Here is a 16,781-nt window from a genome sequence, read left to right as displayed (position 1 = left end):
GGCTGGCCATCGCTGCCCACCGTTTCTTCAAAAGCGGCATAGGCGTCGGCGCTCAGCACCTCGGCCCACTTGTAGCTGTAGTAGCCCGCAGCATAACCGCCCGCGAAGATGTGGCTGAAGGTGTGCGCCGTGCGGCTGAAAGCCGGTGGCTGCAGTACCGCCACCTCGGCACGCACCTGGGCCAGCAGGGGCATGATGTCCCGGGCCGGGTCGTGCTCGGTGTGCAGCAGCATGTCGAACAGCGAGAACTCGATCTGGCGCAGCGTCTGCATGCCGCTCTGGAAGTTCTTGGCCGCGATCATCTTGTCGAAGAGCGCGCGCGGCAGCGGCTCGCCCGAGTCCACATGGGCCGTCATGTGCTTGAGCACGTCCCACTCCCAGCAGAAGTTCTCCATGAACTGGCTGGGCAGCTCCACCGCATCCCACTCCACGCCGCCGATGCCCGAGACGTCGCGCTCGTTCACCTGGGTCAGCATGTGGTGCAGGCCGTGGCCGAATTCGTGGAACAGGGTGATCACGTCGTCGTGCGTGAGCAGTGGCGGCTTGCCGTCCACGCCACTGGCGAAATTGCACACCAGGTGCGCCACAGGGGTCTGCAGCACGCCGGTGTCGGGGCGCAGCCAGCGCGTGCGCACGTCGTCCATCCAGGCACCGCCACGCTTGCCGGTGCGCGCTGGCTGGTCCAGGTAGAACTGGCCGACCAGTGTGTTGCCGCGCTCGATGCGGTAGAACTCCACGGCCGGGTTCCACACCGGGGCGCTGTCGCGGCGGATGGCCACCTCGAACAGCGTCTCGATGATCTTGAACAGGCCGGCGAGCACCTTGGGCGCCGTGAAGTACTGCTTGACCTCCTGCTCGCTGAAGGCGTAGCGCGCCTCCTTGAGCTTTTCGGCCACATAGGGCCAGTCCCAGGCCTGGGGGTTGGCCAGGCCGAGGCTGGTCGAGGCAAAGGCGCGCAGGTCGGCCACGTCCTTCTCGGCGTAGGGCCGGGCACGGTGCGCCAGGTCGCGCAGGAAGCTGACCACTTCGGCAGGCGATTCGGCCATCTTGGCCACCACCGAGACCTCGCCAAAGTTGGCGTAGCCCAGCAGCTGTGCCTCTTCCTTGCGCAGGGCCAGGATCTCGCTGATCAGCGCCGTGTTGTCGTACTTGCGGGCGTCGCCCTCGGCCTGGTCCGAGGCGCGGGTCACGTAGGCGCGGTAGATCTTCTCGCGCAGGGCGCTGTGGTGGGCGAACTGCATCACCGGCAGGTAGCACGGCATCTTCAGCGTGAGCTTGTAGCCATCCTTGCCATCGGCTTGGGCGGCATCGCGCGCGGCCTGCAGCACGTCGGCCGGCACGCCATCGACCTCGGCTTCGGTGGCGTAGTAAGCGAAGGCATCGGTCGCGTCCAGGGCGTTTTCGCTGAACTTCTGGCTCAGCTCGGCCTGGCGCTCCTGGATTTCAGCGAAGCGCTCCTTGGCGGCGCCCACCAGCTCGGCACCGCTGAGCACGAAGTTGCGCACGGCATTCTTGTGCGCCTGGTGCTGCTCGCCGGTGAGGGCGGCGGGGTCGATGGCCTTGTACTTGGCGTACAGGCGCTCGTCGGCGCCCAGGCGGGTCCAGAACTCGGTCACGCGGGGCAGGGCGGCGTTATAGGCGGCGCGCAGCTCGGGTGTGTCGGCCACGCTGTTGAGGTGGCTCACCGCGCCCCAGGCTGTGCCCAGTTGCTCGGTGGCCACGTCCAGCACCTGGGCAATGGCGTCCCAGCGGGCGGGAAAGTCGGGGGCGGTCACCTTTTCCAGCGCCACGTTGGCACGCTCAAGGAGCACATCGACCGCAGGCGCGACGTCCTCGGGGGTGATGCGGTCAAACTGGGGAAGGCCGGAGAATTCGAGAAGGGCGTTGCTCATGCGGTGTAGATGGCGCCTCGGGGCGTAGGTTCAAGGATTTTTCACCGGGCTGCCGCGGTGCGCTCGGCGGCCTCGATGGTGTTCACCAGCAGCATGGTAATGGTCATCGGGCCAACCCCGCCAGGGACGGGGGTGATCCAGCCGGCCACTTCCTTGACGCCCTCGAAGTCCACGTCGCCGCAGAGCTTGCCTTCGGCGTTGCGGTTGATGCCCACGTCGATCACGATGGCACCGGGCTTGACCATGTCGGCCGTGAGCGTGTTGGCGCGGCCCACGGCCGCCACCACCACGTCGGCCTGGCGCGTGTGGTAGCCCAGGTCGGGCGTGCCGCTGTGCGTCACGGTCACGGTGGCATTGGCCTGCAGCAGCAAGAGGGCCATGGGCTTGCCCACGGTGTTGCTGCGCCCGATCACCACGGCATGCTTGCCCTTGAGCGACTGGCCGGTGGACTCGATCAGCTTCATGCTGCCGTAGGGCGTGCAGGGGCGAAAGCCCTCCAGCCCGGCCATCAGCTCGCCGGCCGACAGCACCGAGTAGCCATCCACGTCCTTGGCGGTGGAAATGGCCTCGATCACCTTGTGCGGATCGATGTGTTTGGGCAGGGGCATCTGCACCAGGATGCCGTGCACCGTCGGGTCGGCGTTCAGCGCGGCGATGCGGGCCAGCAGGTCGGCCTCGCTCAGAGTGGCCTCGTACTTCTCGAAGACCGAGCGCACGCCGCTGTCCTCGCAGGCCTTGACCTTGTTGCGCACATAGACGGCGGAGGCCGGGTCTTCACCCACCAGTATCACGGCCAGGCCGGGCTGGTGGCCGCGCGCGGTGAGGGCGGCGGCGCGCTGGGCGACTTCGCTGCGCAGTTGGCGGGAGAGGGCGGTGCCGTCGATGAGTTGGGCTGTCATGGCTGGAATACGGATCGAAAAGGGCGCCGGGGGGCGCCCTGGTGGGTGACTGGTGTGGGCTCAGCCCTTGGGGGCATTCTGGCCGAGGGCGATTTTCAGCAGATCGGCCACGGTATTGGCATTGAGCTTTTCCATGATGTTGGCGCGGTGCGCCTCCACCGTCTTGATGCTGATCCCGAGGTCGTCGGCGATCTGCTTGTTCAGGCGACCGGCGACGATGCGCTCGAGCACCTGCGCCTCGCGGCTGGTGAGCTTGGAGAGCAGGGCATCGCGGCTGGCGGCCTGCTGGTAGCCGGCGAAGGCCTCGCGGGCATGGTCCAGCATGCGCTCGACCAGGCCGACCAGCTCTTCTTCGTCAAAAGGCTTCTGGATGAAGTCGAGCGCACCCTTCTTCATGGTGTTCACGGCCATGGGCACGTCGCCGTGGCCGGTGATGAACACGATGGGCAGGGGCGACTTGCGCTCGATCAGGCGGTCCTGCAGCTCCAGCCCGGTCATGCCGCCCATGCGGATGTCCACGATCAGGCAGGCCACTTCGCGCGGGTCGTAGCGCGACAGAAAGGTCTCGGCCGAATCAAAGCAGCGCACCCGGTAGTCCTTGCCTTCCAGCAGCCACTGCAGGGAGTCTCGGACGGCTTCGTCGTCGTCCACGACGTATACGGTGCCTTTTTTCGGAATCAAGCTCATGCAATTGTCCTTGGAGTATGTGCGTTTGCTACAGAATTTGTAGTGTCATCGGCAGGCTTGGCAAGCGGCAACCAGAAGGAGAACCTGCAGCCCGTGACCTCGGAACCATTGTAGATGTTCTCTGCATGCATCCGGCCCTGGTGCGACTCGACGATGCTGCGGCACAGATTGAGGCCCATGCCCATGCCTTCCTGCTTGGTGGAGAAGAAGGCTTCGAACAGCCGCTCCAGCACCTCGGGCGCCAGGCCCTTGCCGGTGTCCAGCACCGAAAACTCGACCACGCCGCGGTCCTCGATGGTCTTAGGGACCACGCGCAGCTCCACGCTGCGGCCGGCGGTGGGGCGGTTGGCCTGCTGGATGGCCTCGGCGCCGTTCTTCATCAGGTTCACCAGCACCTGCTCGATCAGGATGGTGTCGGCCATCACGGGCGGCAGGCGCGCGGCGATGTACAGCGTGAGGCGCACATGGTGGCGGCGCAGCTCGATGTCGGCCAGCTCCACGGCCTCGGTCACCATGGAGTGCACGTCGGCCAGGGCACGGTTGGGCTCGCTCTTCTTCACGAAGGAGCGGATGCGCTGGATGATCTGCCCGGCGCGCTGCGCCTGGTGGGCCGTCTTCTGCAGGGCCGTGAGCAGGGCCTCCTCGGTCAGCTGCCCGCTCTGGATGCGCGAGACCATGCCGCTGCAGTAGTTGTTGATGGCGGTGAGCGGCTGGTTGAGCTCGTGCGCCACGCTGGATGCCATCTCGCCCATGGTGATCAGCCGGCTCACCGACTGGGCGCGTTCGGCCTGGCGCGAGGCCTGCTCTTCGGCCTGGCGGCGCGGCGTGATGTCGGTGGCGATCACCATCTGTGCCAGGCGGCCGTCCACCCAGTTCAGGTAGCGTGAGCGCACTTCCAGCCACTTGCCCAGGTCGGGCAGGTAGATCTCGGCGTTTTCGGTGCGGGCGCTGGTCAGCGTATCGGTGGGCAGGCCCATCAGCCCGTCCTCGTCGTCCACCCCCGTCGACGTGCTGCTCGCCACGGGCACCACGCCGGCCTGGGCCACCAGTTGCAGGTGGCCGCCGGTCTGCGAGCCGAACCACTGGCGGTACAGCTTGTTGGCAAACAGCAGCTCCTCGCTGCCCAGCGGCGCCACGGACACCGAGGCATCGAGCGATTCGAGCACGATGGTGAAGCGCTCGTGCGATGCCGACAGCTGCTCGCGCACCCGGTTGGGCTCGGTGATGTCGGTCATCGACGTCATCCAGCCCGTCTGGTGGCCGTGGGCATCGATCAGCGGCGACACGTACAGCCGCGCATCGAACAGCGTGCCGCTCTTGCGCCGCACCCGCACCTGGAAGCCACCGACGATGGTCTTGCCGCTGAGTTCATCGCGCAGCTTGGCGTGCAGCGCCTCGTGGTCCGAGTCGGGCCAGTAGGGGAAGGGTGCCTTCAGGCCCACCAGCTCGGCCTCGCTCCAGCCCGTCATCTGGCAAAACGCGGCATTCACGTAGGTGATGCGGCCTTCCATGTCCAGGGCGCGCATGCCGGTGAGGATAGAGTTCTCCATCGCGCGGCGGAAATTGGTCTCGGCCACCAGGGCCTGCTGGGCCTGCATGCGCCGGCGCGTGTGGCGCCAGGTGGCGATCAGCATCCAGGCCGTCATGGCCGACAGCGTGCCCACCAGCCAGAACAGGCCGCTGCCCACCACGCCCAGCGAGGTGCGGTAGGCCTGGGCGCGCAGCACCAGGCCGTTGCCCACGGGGGAGACGGGCACCTCGTACTCGTTGGCGCGCGGGCTCCAGGGCAGGAACTGCGTGGCCGGGTTGCGCGGGCCCAGGGGCGTACCCGCCAGCACCTGGCTCTTGCCATCGAGCATGGTCACGGCATAGCGTGCCAGCACCTCGGTCGGCGTGCCATAGCGCAGCAGGCTGTCGATGGAGTACTCGCCCAGCACCACTCCGCTGAACTTGCCCTGGTTGTTCAGCGGCACCTGCAGCTGCAGCAGCGGCGTCACATCACCCTGGGCGGCCGGTGGCTGGGCGTAGACGGGCTGCTGCAGGTCGCGCGCCAGGCCGTAGGTGTCGGCCGTGTCGCCGGCTTTGAGCACCTCGCCGGCAATGCGCAGCTCGCTGCTGGCCAGCGTGGGCGCGGCATGGCTGGCACGGATGCGGCGGCGCTCGTCGATCCAGGTGATGGCCTGCAGCTCGGGGTACTGGCTGATCAGCGTCTCGGCCCGGCTCACGAACTCGGAGCGCTCCAGCTCCTGGTTGGACAGGTCGCGCGCAATGCGCATGAGCTGCTCCTGCCGCTCCAGCAGGCGCAGGCGCACGCGCTGCTGGGCATATTCCACATCGCGGCGCAGGGCTTCCTGCTCGCGCTCGGCCTCTTCGGCGCGCAGGTACCAGAAGGCCGCCACGATCGCCGCCAGGAACATCAGCACCGCCGCCAGGGGCGCGAGCGCGGCGAACCGGTCCTGCCGGGTGGGCGAGAGGCTGCGCCACCACTTGCGCCACCAGCGCGCAGGTGCCGCGATGGGGGAGACCGTGGGGGAGGGCGCTGGGTCGGTGGGATGCATGTCCCTCAAGTGTAGAGGAGGTGCACACCTGGTTACGGACAGCGGGGACAAACCTGTCCACGATCCCTTTTGCGGCGGCTTGTCAGGCTGGCGTAGGCCTTTTGCGAACGCTCGTTCTTGTGCAGTTGCAGCAAAATCTCATAATGCGATATCGATGGGCACCATTTGAAATTGGCGAAAAGTTGTGAGAAACTAGGGGCAGTGTTCTAAATTGCTGCCACACCCATAGGAGACAAAGCATGTCAGCTCAGCCCGACCCTCAGGCCGCTTTCGGCCTCGGTACCGACGTCGATCAGCAGGAAACCCGTGAATGGATGGATGCGCTGTCCGCCGTGATCGACAAGGAGGGCCCCGAGCGCGCCCACTTCCTGCTGGAACAACTGCTGGAGCACGCGCGCCAGAGCAGCATCGACATGCCGTTCTCGGCCAACACCGGCTACGTGAACACCATCGAAGCCGACCAGGAAGCCCACTGTCCCGGCAACATCGCGATTGAAAAGCGCCTGCGCGCCTACATGCGCTGGAACGCCATGGCCATGGTGGTGCGCGCCAACCGCCTGAACCCCGCCGACGGCGGCGACCTGGGCGGTCACATCGGCTCGTTCGCATCGGTGGCCAGCATGTTCGGCGCCGGCTTCAACCACTTCTGGCATGCCGCCAGCGAAGACCACGGCGGCGACCTGCTGTACATCCAGGGCCACAGCTCGCCCGGCATCTACGCCCGCGCCTACCTCGAAGGCCGGCTGACCGAAGAGCAGCTCGACAGCTTCCGCCAGGAAGTGGACGGCAAAGGCCTCTCGAGCTACCCGCACCCCAAGCTGATGCCCGAGTTCTGGCAGTTCCCCACGGTGTCCATGGGCCTGGGCCCGCTGATGGCCATCTACCAGGCACGCTTCCTCAAGTACCTGCACGCCCGGGGCATCGCCAACACCGAAAACCGCAAGGTCTGGGTGTTCTGCGGTGACGGCGAGATGGACGAACCCGAATCGCTGGGCGCCATCGGCCTGGCCGCGCGCGAAAACCTCGACAACCTGGTCTTCGTGATCAACTGCAACCTGCAGCGCCTGGACGGCCCGGTGCGCGGCAACGGCAAGATCGTGCAGGAGCTCGAAAGCGAGTTCCGCGGCAGCGGCTGGAACGTCATCAAGCTCCTGTGGGGCAATGGCTGGGACACCCTGCTGGCGCGCGACAAGACCGGCAAACTCAAGCAGCTGATGATGGAGACGCTGGACGGCGACTACCAGGCCATGAAGGCCAACGACGGTGCCTTCGTGCGCAAGAACTTCTTCGGCCGCTACCCCGAGACGCTCAAGCTCGTCGAGCACATGACCGACGACGAGATCTTCGAGCTGCGCCGCGGTGGCCACGAGCCCGCCAAGGTGTATGCCGCCTTCCACGCCGCCAACGCGCACAAGAACCAGCCCACCGTGCTGCTGGTCAAGACCGTCAAGGGCTATGGCATGGGCAAGGCCGGTGAAGGCAAGAACACCGTGCACCAGACCAAGAAGCTCTCGGACGAGGACATCAAGTACATCCGCGACCGCTTCAGCATCCCGATCCCGGACAGCCAGCTGGCCGACATCCCGTACTACAAGCCGGCCGACGACACGCCGGAAATGCAGTACCTGCAAGAGCGCCGCAAGGCCCTGGGCGGCTACCTGCCCAAGCGCCTGCCCAAGGCCGAAGAGAGCTTCACCGTACCCTCGCTCGATACCTTCAAGGCCGTGCTCGAACCCACGGCCGAAGGCCGCGAGATCTCCACCACCCAGGCCTACGTGCGCTTCATCACGCAGCTGCTGCGCGACCAGGCCCTGGGCCCGCGCGTCGTGCCCATCCTGGTGGACGAGGCACGTACCTTCGGCATGGAAGGCCTGTTCCGCCAGATCGGCATCTACAACCCCAAGGGCCAGCTGTACACCCCGGTCGACCGCGACCAGGTGATGTACTACCGTGAAGACAAGGCCGGCCAGATCCTGCAGGAAGGCATCAACGAAGCCGGCGGCATGGCCAGCTGGATCGCTGCCGCCACCAGCTACAGCACGAACAACCGGATCATGATCCCGTTCTACGTGTACTACTCGATGTTCGGCTTCCAGCGCATCGGCGACCTGGCCTGGGCGGCGGGCGACATGCAGGCCCGCGGCTTCCTGCTGGGTGGCACCTCGGGCCGCACCACGCTCAACGGCGAAGGCCTGCAGCACGAAGACGGCCACAGCCACATCCTGGCCGGCACCATCCCCAACTGCGTGAGCTACGACCCGACCTTCGCTCACGAAGTCGGCGTGATCATGCACCATGGCTTGAAGCGCATGGTCGAGCGCCAGGAAAACGTCTTCTACTACATCACGCTGCTCAACGAGAACTACCCCATGCCCGGCCTGCAGCCCGGCACCGAAGAGCAGATCCTCAAGGGCATGTACCTGTGCAAGCAGGCACCCGCCCTGGCCGCCGATGCGCCCACGGTGCAACTGCTGGGCAGCGGCACCATCCTGCGCGAATCCTTCTTCGCCCAGGAGCTGCTGGAAAAGGACTGGGGCGTGGCCGCCAGCATCTGGAGCTGCCCGAGCTTCAACGAACTGGCCCGCGATGGCCAGGACGTGGAGCGCTGGAACCTGCTGCACCCGACCGAAACGCCACGCGTCTCGTTCGTCGCAGAGCAGCTGGGCAAGACCACGGGCCCCGTGGTCGCCTCCACCGACTACATGAAGAACTACGCGGACCAGATCCGCTCGTTCATCCCGGCCGGCCGCACCTACAAGGTGCTGGGCACCGACGGCTTCGGCCGCAGCGACTTCCGCAGCAAGCTGCGCGAGCACTTCGAGATCAACCGCCACTACATTGTCGTGGCGGCCCTCAAGGCGCTGTCCGAAGAAGGCAAGGTGCCTGCGGCCAAGGTGGCCGAGGCCATCGCCAAGTACAACATCCAGGCCGACAAGGTCAACCCGCTCTACGCATAAATCGCACCGGAGACAACAATGGCATTGGTAGACATTCAGGTTCCGGACATCGGTGACTTCGACGAAGTCGGCGTGATCGAGCTGCTGGTCAAGCCCGGCGACACGGTCAAGGCCGAGCAGTCGCTGATCACGGTGGAATCCGACAAGGCGTCGATGGAGATCCCCTCGAGCCACGCAGGCGTGGTCAAGGAGATCAAGATCGCCGTGGGCGACAAGGTCAAGCAGGGGTCCGTCATCGTCGTGCTGGAAGCAGCCGACGCGGCTGCTCCCGCAGCAGCACCGGCGGCAGCTGCTCCTGCACCCGCTGCCGCTGCGCCTCAGGCCGCAGCACCATCGCCGGCACCCGTTGCCGCGCCAGCCGCTGCATCTGGCCCGGTGGAAGTGCGCGTGCCCGACATCGGCGACTTCAAGGACGTGGCCGTCATCGAGATGCTGGTCAAGGTGGGTGACACCATCAAGGTCGAGCAGTCCCTGTTTACCGTGGAGTCCGACAAGGCCTCCATGGAGATCCCTTCGCCTACCGCAGGCGTGGTCAAGGAACTCAAGGTCAAGATCGGCGACACCGTGAACATCGGTGACCTGGTGGCGATTCTCGAAGGCGCAGCCGCGCCTGCGGCTTCCGCGCCGGCACCTGCAACGGCTCCTGCTGCTGCGCCTGCAGCCCAGGCAGCGCCGGCCCCTGCCCAGGCTGCTGCGGCAGCGCCCGCTCCCGCAGCGGCTGCCGTGCCCGCCCACCAGCCCGGCGGCCCCGTCACGGGCCTGCCCCATGCATCGCCCTCGGTGCGCAAGTTCGCCCGCGAACTGGGTGTGCCGCTCGAAGAAGTCAAGGGCACCGGCACCAAGGGCCGCATCAGCCAGGACGACGTGCAGGCCTTCACCAAGCAGGTCATGAGCGGCGCCACGCAGACCAAGGCCCAGGCGGCCAAGGCTCCTGCAGGTGGTGGTGGCGGCGCAGGCCTGGACCTGCTGCCCTGGCCCAAGGTCGACTTCAGCAAGTTCGGCACCGTCGAGCGCAAGGACCTGTCGCGCATCAAGAAGATCAGCGGCGCCAACCTGCACCGCAACTGGGTGATGATCCCCCACGTCACCAACAACGACGAGGCCGACATCACCGAGCTCGAAGCCTTCCGCGTCTCCACCAACAAGGAGAACGAGAAGAGCGGCGTCAAGGTGACCATGCTGGCCTTCGTGATCAAGGCCGTGGTGGCTGCGCTCAAGAAGTTCCCGGAGTTCAACACCAGCCTGGACGGCGACACCCTGGTCTACAAGCAGTACTACAACATCGGCTTCGCGGCGGACACGCCCAATGGCCTGGTGGTGCCTGTGCTCAAGGACGCCGACAAGAAGGGCATCATCCAGATCAGCAATGAAATGGGTGAGCTGGCCAAGAAGGCCCGCGACGGCAAGCTCGGCTCGGCCGACATGCAGGGCGGCTGCATGTCGATCAGCTCGCTGGGCGGCATCGGCGGCACGCACTTCACGCCCATCATCAATGCGCCCGAAGTGGCCATCCTGGGCCTGTCCAAGGGCCAGACCAAGCCCGTGTGGGACGGCAAGCAGTTCGTGCCGCGCCTGGTGCTGCCGCTGTCGCTGTCGTACGACCACCGCGTGATCGACGGTGCCAGCGCTGCGCGCTTCAACGCCTATCTGGGCCAGGTGCTGGCGGATTACCGCCGCATCCTGCTGTAACGAGGAGACCCTGGTATGGCAATCATTGATATCAAGGTTCCGGACATCGGCGACTTCGACGAAGTCGGCGTCATCGAAGTGCTGGTCAAGCCCGGCGACACCATCAAGGCCGAGCAGAGCCTGATCACCGTGGAGTCCGACAAGGCCTCCATGGAGATCCCCTCCAGCCACGCTGGCGTGGTCAAGGAGCTCAAGGTCAAGATCGGTGACAAGGTCGCCCAAGGCGCCGTGGTGCTGACGCTGGAGGCCGCGGACGCAGCTGCCGCGGCTCCCGCACCTGCGGCTGCGCCCGCGGCAGCCGCACCGGTCGCTGCGGCAACCCCCGCTGCACCCGCGCCCCAGGCATCGAGCTTCGGCGGCAGCGCCGACCTCGAATGCGACGTGCTGGTGCTCGGCGCCGGCCCCGGCGGCTACAGCGCCGCCTTCCGCGCAGCCGACCTGGGCCTCAAGGTGGTGCTGGTCGAGCGCTATGCCACCCTGGGCGGCGTGTGCCTGAACGTGGGCTGCATTCCCTCCAAGGCGCTGCTGCACGTGGCGGCCGTGATGGACGAAGTCAGCCACATGGCCGACCTGGGCGTGAGCTTCGGCGAACCCACGCTGGACATCGACAAGCTGCGCGGCCACAAGGAAAAGGTCATCGGCAAGCTGACTGGCGGCCTGGCCGCCATGGCCAAGATGCGCAAGGTCACCACCGTGCGGGGCCTCGGCCAATTCGTCGGTGCCAACCACCTCGAGGTGGAAGAGACCAGCGGCGCCACCGGCCAGGAGAAGACGGGCACCAAGAAGGTCATCGCCTTCAAGAACGCCATCATCGCCGCTGGCAGCCAGGCCGTGCGCCTGCCCTTCATGCCCGACGATCCGCGCGTGGTGGACTCCACCGGCGCCCTGGACCTGAAGGCCGTGCCCAAGCGCATGCTCATCCTGGGCGGCGGCATCATCGGCCTGGAAATGGGCACCGTCTACAGCACCCTGGGCGCGCGCCTGGACGTGGTGGAAATGCTGGACGGCCTGATGCAGGGCGCCGACCGCGACCTCGTCAAGGTCTGGCAGAAGATGAACGCCAAGCGCTTCGACAACATCATGCTCAAGACCAAGACGGTGGGGGCCAAGGCCACGCCCGAAGGCATCGAGGTGACGTTTGCTTCGGCGGAGGAGGGCGGTACCGCCCCGGCGCCCCAGGTCTATGACCTGGTGCTGCAGGCCGTGGGCCGCACCCCCAACGGCAAGAAGATCGCCGCCGAGAAGGCCGGGGTGGCCGTCACCGACCGTGGCTTCATCAACGTCGACATCCAGATGCGCACCAATGTGCCGCACATCTTCGCCATCGGCGACATCGTGGGCCAGCCCATGCTGGCGCACAAGGCGGTGCACGAAGCGCATGTGGCGGCCGAAGTCATCGCTGGCGAGATCCAGGGCAACAAGGAACTGGCCAGCGCCGCCTTCAACGCCCGCGTGATCCCCTCGGTGGCCTACACCGACCCCGAAGTGGCCTGGGTGGGCCTGACCGAAGACCAGGCCAAGGCCCAGGGCATCAAGGTCAAGAAGGGCCTGTTCCCCTGGACGGCCTCGGGCCGCGCCATCGCCAACGGCCGCGACGAGGGCTACACCAAGCTTTTGTTCGACGACAGCCCCGAGGCCCATGGCCACGGCAAGATCCTGGGCGGCGGCATCGTGGGCACCCACGCCGGCGACATGATCGGCGAGATCGCGCTGGCCATCGAGATGGGCGCGGACGCGGTGGACATCGGCAAGACCATCCATCCCCACCCCACGCTGGGCGAGAGCATCGGCATGGCGGCGGAGATCGCGCACGGCAGCTGCACGGACGTGCCGCCGCAGAAGAAGTAAGTAGGCAGACGGGCCGCTTCACTCCAGCAAAAAAGCCGCGCATGCCTTCGGGCACGTGCGGCTTTTTTGTGCCCGGCCACGTACCGATCCACCCGGGCATCGGCGTGCGCGGCTATAACCCGGCCCTCTGCCAACCGTTGTGCGAGTGCACCGGGTCCCGGGCAGGCGGGGTTTTCCGGTAGCCGCCCGGCGCGCCATTGCGCACAATCCGCTGATCCCGTTACATTTTCGGGCGCCTGCCGCTTTCATGAGCACCATCGTCCAGATCTTCGACCGCATCACGGCCACCGACGTGCCCACCGCGTTGGCCGCGTGCCAGCGCGACCAGCGTGCCACGCCCCGGGTGGTGGCCATGTTCGACCAGTTCTTGCGCGAGGTGCAGTGCTACTACCCGCTGGCCGCTGGTGCCAACGGGGTGGAGCAGCCCCTGATCTGGGCCGAGGGCCTGCCGTTCGGGCCGCTGGACCACTGGCCGCTGAACCTGGGCCTGCACCTGCAGGCGCTGGACGCCACGGTGCTCTCCACCCTGGGCCATGTGGCAGCCGACGCCGGGCTGCAGCTGTTCGAGCCGCAGGGCGGGGCGCTGTACCGGCTGGACCGCCAGGTGGTCTACGAGGACGGCACGGTCGAGCCCTTTGCCGAACGCGCCCTGCGCGTGGAGCCGCCCAAGGTGCAGGCCGCGCCCGGCAGCTTTGCCCCGGCGCGGGTGCCGCACAGCCTGGACGTGCTGTGCGGTGCACTGATGGAGCGGCTCGCGCCCCTGGGTTTCGAAGTCCACCCCCATCCGGTGAACTCACGCGCGCGCCTCGTGCAGCGCAGTTATGGCCCTACGGTGCAGGCGTTTTTCATACAGGTGCAGCCCGAGCATGACCGGCAGTACATCCATTGCTCCGTGAACTGGTGGCTGCCCGGCGTGCGCGAGGCCTGGCTGGCGCGCCTGGACGAACTGGGCGGGCCCGAACTGCGCGGCCGCATCAAGACCTTCATCCCCGACTACGAGCGGACCCTGAACGATTTTCAGCAGATACCCTGGCACCGCAACCCGCGCCTGGGCCAGAACGACCTGCGCAGCGCGCACGACCTGGCCGAGTTTGCCAAGGCCCTGGCCTTCTGGGCCGCCGAGCGCGCCATCCTCTGGCAGGACGCGCCCAAGGACATGGCGGCCCTGGGCAAGCTGCTGCTTTCGGTCGACCAGGTCAGCCGCGTGCTCAAGGACGGCGAGAGCGGCGTGCACGGCCTGTTCTATCTGCAGGAGCAGATGGCCCTTCTGGTACTGGCCTTGCACTGCAGGACGCCGCTGCGCGATGTCTGGGTCGAAACCCTGCGCCACCGCCAGCGCGTGACGCAGCACGTGCAGTGGAAGCCCGTCAGCGGCAACGATGGCAATGCCTTGTTCGACGCCATTCTCCACAGCCTGGTCGAGCGGCCTGCCGCACTGGGCGCCTGATCCATACCCTACCGACATGACTTCCGACAACGACATCGAAAACCGTGTCCAGGCGATCGTGCAGGCCTACCTGGCCGATGCCTCTCCCGCCGCCTGGCACGTCTTTGCTGCGCGCTCCAACTACGACGGCAATCTGCAGGCATTGCAGTGGCTGGTGGACCAGCCCACGCTGGACCGGGGTACGGCGCTGCTCATCTACTGGTACCTGGGCGCCGGCTGGCATGTGCAGTTCACCTCGGCAGAACAGGCCTTGAGCCCAGAGACCTTCTTGCTATTGCGCCTGATCGAGGAGCGCTACGCAGCGGGCTTCTACAACACGGGCCATATCTGGTTCGACCCGCACACCTCCGAAGGCGGCCGGCCCGACGACTACCCCAAAGTGCCGGTGGTGCGGCCCGTGCCCGCCATCATGCTGGAGCCGGTGAACGGCAGCGAGTTCGTTGAGCTGGACCCGGAGGGCTTTGACGACGGGCTGCCGATGGCTGTGGCAGTGGCGATCTACGCGCTGTTCGAGGACAGCGACAGCTGAGCTTTCCGGCGGGTCAGCGGGCCGTCGTACCGTCGGGCGCCTCGGTGTCTGCACTGTGCGAGCCCAGTCCCGCGCCCATGGCCATGCCTCCCATGCCGGCCCCACCACCGCCACTGCCACCTGCGCTGCGCCCGCCACCGCCCTCGGTACTGCCGGCTGCCCGCTTTCCGGCGGCACCGCCTCCACCGCCGCTGCTGGGGCGCAATGGGCCCTGGTTGGGAATGGCCACCGCGCTGGGGATGGGCTCCAGGTCCAGTGCCGAGCGAATGAAGTGGCGCAGCGACACCACCAGTTGCGCAGTCTCGATGCTGCGCCCGGCCACCATGTCCTGGGCGGCCTTGGCGGCCAGTTCCACCTGTTCCTCGGTGCCGAGCAGGATCACGTCGGACAGCGCGGCCTCGACCGCATCGCGCACGCGGCGCTGGCGTTCGGTGCTGGTGAGGGCGAGGGAAGGCAGGGCTGGCTCCCCAGTTTCGGCGGCATCGGCTTGCGGCGTTTCTCCAGCCATGGCCATCTGCACGGCGCTGTCATGCACCTGGTGGCGCCTCAGGTCGCGCATGTGCGTGGGATGCACCTGCAACTGCCCGGTGAATGAGCCACCCAGCGTCTTGTACGCGGCAATCAGGGTCTTGAGGCGTTCGTTGATCTGCCGGTTCTCGCGCTCGCGCCGCTTCTGGATGGTCTGCATGAACACCAGGCGCGTACCCACCATGACCAGGGTGGCCACCAGCAGGCCCATCAGGGTGGTGAGCAGGGTGGACCAGGAGCTGAAGTCAAGCAGGTTGCGCATGAGAGCTGGCAGCGTGGGGCGGGGGAGCACTGATGATAGGCAGGGTGCCTGGATGCCGGTGTAGGCCTGCGGCCCAACCAGTCGGTCTGTCAGGTAGCATGCCCCTCCCATCCCCCACAACCGGTGACCGAATCCACGGGCACGACCGCATGAACACCAGCCGCCCACCAGAGGCCGACACGCCAACCGCCCCGGCTCCCGGCATCTGCCCCTGCTGCGGGCTGGCGCACGACGGCCTGTCGGTTTCCATCCCGGTCTCGCGGCCGACACTGACGGACAAGGTGCCGCCCGCGGAGTGGGCCGAGCGGGTCTGGTCCAACGGCGAGATGTGCGTGATCGACGACGAGCGCTTCTACCTGTACGGGTCGGTGCTGCTCTCCATCCATGGCCACCCGGACGAGTTTGCCTGGGGCGCCTGGGCCGAAGTTAGCGAGGAGCAGTTCATGGCCTACCAGGAACTGCGTGCCGAGGAGGGGCGGGAGGCGCACGCGCCATTGGCGGCGCTGCTGGGTACCGACATCCCGTTCTACCCGGTGACCCTCGGCCTGCCGCTGATGGTGCATGTCCAGCCGCAGGGGCTGCGGCCGAATTTTGTGCTGGATGCCGGGCCGCATCCGCTGGTGCAGGACCAGGCCGGGGGCGTAAGCCCTGAGCGCGTCGAGTCCATCAAGGCCTGGTTCGCCTCGATCAAGGCTGGGTGACCACGCTGGGCTTGCCCGTCAGCGGGGTGGACGGGGGCAGGGCCCTGGCCGCCGCTGGCGCGGGGCGCTTGCTGATCAGCAGCACCCCCGCCAGCACCAGCCCCGCGCCGGCCATCTGCCACCAGGACAGCGGCTCGTTGAGCAGCCAGCAGCCGAAGAAGATGGTCAGCATGGGCCCCAGGTTGCCGATCAGCGCGGTGCGGGCGGCGCCGATGCGGCGGATAGCGGCAGACGTCATGAACACCGGCAGCACGGTGGAGAAGATCGCCATGCCCAGTGCATGCAGGTACACCGGCGCGGGTTGCGCCAGCGCCGCGACCGGCTGGGTCGCCACAAAATGCGCCAGCGTGGCCACGGTGGACACCAGCATGGCCAGTGCGGTGAAGCGCGCCGCGCCCAGGGTGCGGATGGCCGATTCGCTGCCCGCCTGGTAGAAGGCGTACGACACGGCCGAGCCGAAGACGAAGCCTGCGCCGATGAGCACGGCCCGGGTATCGCCGGCCACGTGCAGGTCGTGCGCAAAGGCCAGGCCGATGCCGGCATAGGACAGCAGCAGCGAGCCGATCTCGCGCCGCGATGCGCGCTTGCCCATGAAGAGCACGCCGATCACGATGGTGAGCGTGGGGTACAGGAACAGGATCAGCCGCTCCAGGCTGGCCGTGATGTACTGCAGGCCGATGAAGTCGAGGATGCTCGCGCCGTAGTAGCCCAAGAGGCCCAGGGCCGTGACCAGCGCCCAGTCGCGCCGGGTCAGCGGCGCCAGGCTGCGGCTGGCGCGCCAGCC

Annotated in this window: 12 protein-coding genes; 6 read left to right on the top strand and 6 right to left on the bottom strand. The window is 67.1% G+C overall.

Features of this window, described 5'->3' with window-relative positions:
• The 4 genes from PMI14_RS01470 to PMI14_RS01455 all read right to left on the bottom strand — a co-directional run.
• A partial coding sequence (locus tag PMI14_RS01470) for a M3 family metallopeptidase (protein ID WP_007848536.1) occupies positions 1 to 1,892 on the bottom strand: 1,892 nt, incomplete at its 3' end.
• A 41-nt stretch (positions 1,893 to 1,933) separates the two neighbouring features.
• The gene (folD, locus tag PMI14_RS01465; protein ID WP_007848532.1) at positions 1,934 to 2,791 is read right to left on the bottom strand and encodes a bifunctional methylenetetrahydrofolate dehydrogenase/methenyltetrahydrofolate cyclohydrolase FolD; all 858 of its coding nucleotides are present in this window, start codon (positions 2,789 to 2,791) and stop codon (positions 1,934 to 1,936) included.
• A 60-nt stretch (positions 2,792 to 2,851) separates the two neighbouring features.
• The gene (locus PMI14_RS01460) at positions 2,852 to 3,478 is read right to left on the bottom strand and encodes a response regulator transcription factor (RefSeq protein WP_007848524.1); all 627 of its coding nucleotides are present in this window, start codon (positions 3,476 to 3,478) and stop codon (positions 2,852 to 2,854) included.
• Positions 3,475 to 6,036 carry a PAS domain-containing sensor histidine kinase gene (locus PMI14_RS01455; protein ID WP_007848515.1) on the bottom strand — a complete coding sequence of 854 codons (2,562 nt, stop codon included), beginning with the start codon at positions 6,034 to 6,036 and terminating at the stop codon, positions 3,475 to 3,477. The genes PMI14_RS01460 and PMI14_RS01455 overlap by 4 nt, the downstream gene beginning before the upstream one ends.
• A gap of 239 nt (positions 6,037 to 6,275) precedes the next feature.
• Here PMI14_RS01455 and aceE point away from each other — a divergent pair, with 239 nt between their 5' ends.
• The 5 genes from aceE to PMI14_RS01430 all read left to right on the top strand — a co-directional run bounded on the left by aceE (position 6,276) and on the right by PMI14_RS01430 (position 14,506).
• Positions 6,276 to 8,993 (top strand): pyruvate dehydrogenase (acetyl-transferring), homodimeric type, encoded by a 2,718-nt coding sequence (aceE, locus tag PMI14_RS01450; protein WP_007848506.1) that lies wholly within the window; start codon positions 6,276 to 6,278, stop codon positions 8,991 to 8,993.
• Positions 8,994 to 9,011: 18 nt separating this feature from the next.
• Entirely contained in the window at positions 9,012 to 10,682 is a 1,671-nt protein-coding gene (gene aceF / locus PMI14_RS01445) for a dihydrolipoyllysine-residue acetyltransferase (RefSeq protein WP_007848505.1), read from the top strand.
• Positions 10,683 to 10,697: 15 nt separating this feature from the next.
• Positions 10,698 to 12,530, top strand: coding sequence for a dihydrolipoyl dehydrogenase (gene lpdA, locus PMI14_RS01440; RefSeq protein ID WP_007848503.1), 1,833 nt, complete (start codon positions 10,698 to 10,700; stop codon positions 12,528 to 12,530).
• Between the two features lie 247 nt (positions 12,531 to 12,777).
• Positions 12,778 to 13,977: a hypothetical protein gene (locus PMI14_RS01435; protein ID WP_007848501.1), complete on the top strand. Its 1,200-nt coding sequence runs from the start codon at positions 12,778 to 12,780 to the stop codon at positions 13,975 to 13,977.
• Positions 13,978 to 13,993: 16 nt separating this feature from the next.
• Positions 13,994 to 14,506: a DUF4274 domain-containing protein gene (locus tag PMI14_RS01430; RefSeq protein ID WP_007848499.1), complete on the top strand. Its 513-nt coding sequence runs from the start codon at positions 13,994 to 13,996 to the stop codon at positions 14,504 to 14,506.
• A 13-nt stretch (positions 14,507 to 14,519) separates the two neighbouring features.
• Here PMI14_RS01430 and PMI14_RS01425 read toward each other — a convergent pair whose 3' ends face one another.
• On the bottom strand, positions 14,520 to 15,296 hold the full coding sequence (locus tag PMI14_RS01425; RefSeq protein ID WP_007848498.1) for a hypothetical protein: 777 nt from the start codon (positions 15,294 to 15,296) through the stop codon (positions 14,520 to 14,522).
• A 98-nt stretch (positions 15,297 to 15,394) separates the two neighbouring features.
• Between PMI14_RS01425 and PMI14_RS01420 the strand changes: the two genes are divergently transcribed.
• Positions 15,395 to 15,997 carry a DUF2199 domain-containing protein gene (locus tag PMI14_RS01420; RefSeq protein ID WP_157405875.1) on the top strand — a complete coding sequence of 201 codons (603 nt, stop codon included), beginning with the start codon at positions 15,395 to 15,397 and terminating at the stop codon, positions 15,995 to 15,997.
• Here the strand turns inward: PMI14_RS01420 and PMI14_RS01415 are convergent.
• Positions 15,984 to 16,781, bottom strand: a 798-nt coding sequence (locus tag PMI14_RS01415; RefSeq protein WP_007848496.1) for a DMT family transporter, incomplete at its 5' end; no start/stop codon positions are given. The genes PMI14_RS01420 and PMI14_RS01415 overlap by 14 nt on opposite strands.

It is taken from the genome of Acidovorax sp. CF316, from assembly GCF_000276605.1.
Classification (GTDB): domain Bacteria; phylum Pseudomonadota; class Gammaproteobacteria; order Burkholderiales; family Burkholderiaceae_C; genus Acidovorax.
The sequence above is the reverse complement of the archived record's forward strand: the minus strand, read 5'-3'. Positions and strand labels throughout refer to the sequence as shown.

Excerpts from the sequence above, each read along its gene's own strand:
- folD (WP_007848532.1), bottom strand. The coding sequence starts at position 2,791 with ATGACAGCCCAACTCATCGACGGCACCGCCCTCTCCCGCCAACTGCGC.
- PMI14_RS01425 (WP_007848498.1), bottom strand. The coding sequence starts at position 15,296 with ATGCGCAACCTGCTTGACTTCAGCTCCTGGTCCACCCTGCTCACCACC.
- PMI14_RS01430 (WP_007848499.1), top strand. The coding sequence starts at position 13,994 with ATGACTTCCGACAACGACATCGAAAACCGTGTCCAGGCGATCGTGCAG.
- PMI14_RS01455 (WP_007848515.1), bottom strand. The coding sequence starts at position 6,036 with ATGCATCCCACCGACCCAGCGCCCTCCCCCACGGTCTCCCCCATCGCG.
- lpdA (WP_007848503.1), top strand. The coding sequence starts at position 10,698 with ATGGCAATCATTGATATCAAGGTTCCGGACATCGGCGACTTCGACGAA.
- aceF (WP_007848505.1), top strand. The coding sequence starts at position 9,012 with ATGGCATTGGTAGACATTCAGGTTCCGGACATCGGTGACTTCGACGAA.
- PMI14_RS01460 (WP_007848524.1), bottom strand. The coding sequence starts at position 3,478 with ATGAGCTTGATTCCGAAAAAAGGCACCGTATACGTCGTGGACGACGAC.
- PMI14_RS01420 (WP_157405875.1), top strand. The coding sequence starts at position 15,395 with ATGCCCCTCCCATCCCCCACAACCGGTGACCGAATCCACGGGCACGAC.
- PMI14_RS01435 (WP_007848501.1), top strand. The coding sequence starts at position 12,778 with ATGAGCACCATCGTCCAGATCTTCGACCGCATCACGGCCACCGACGTG.
- aceE (WP_007848506.1), top strand. The coding sequence starts at position 6,276 with ATGTCAGCTCAGCCCGACCCTCAGGCCGCTTTCGGCCTCGGTACCGAC.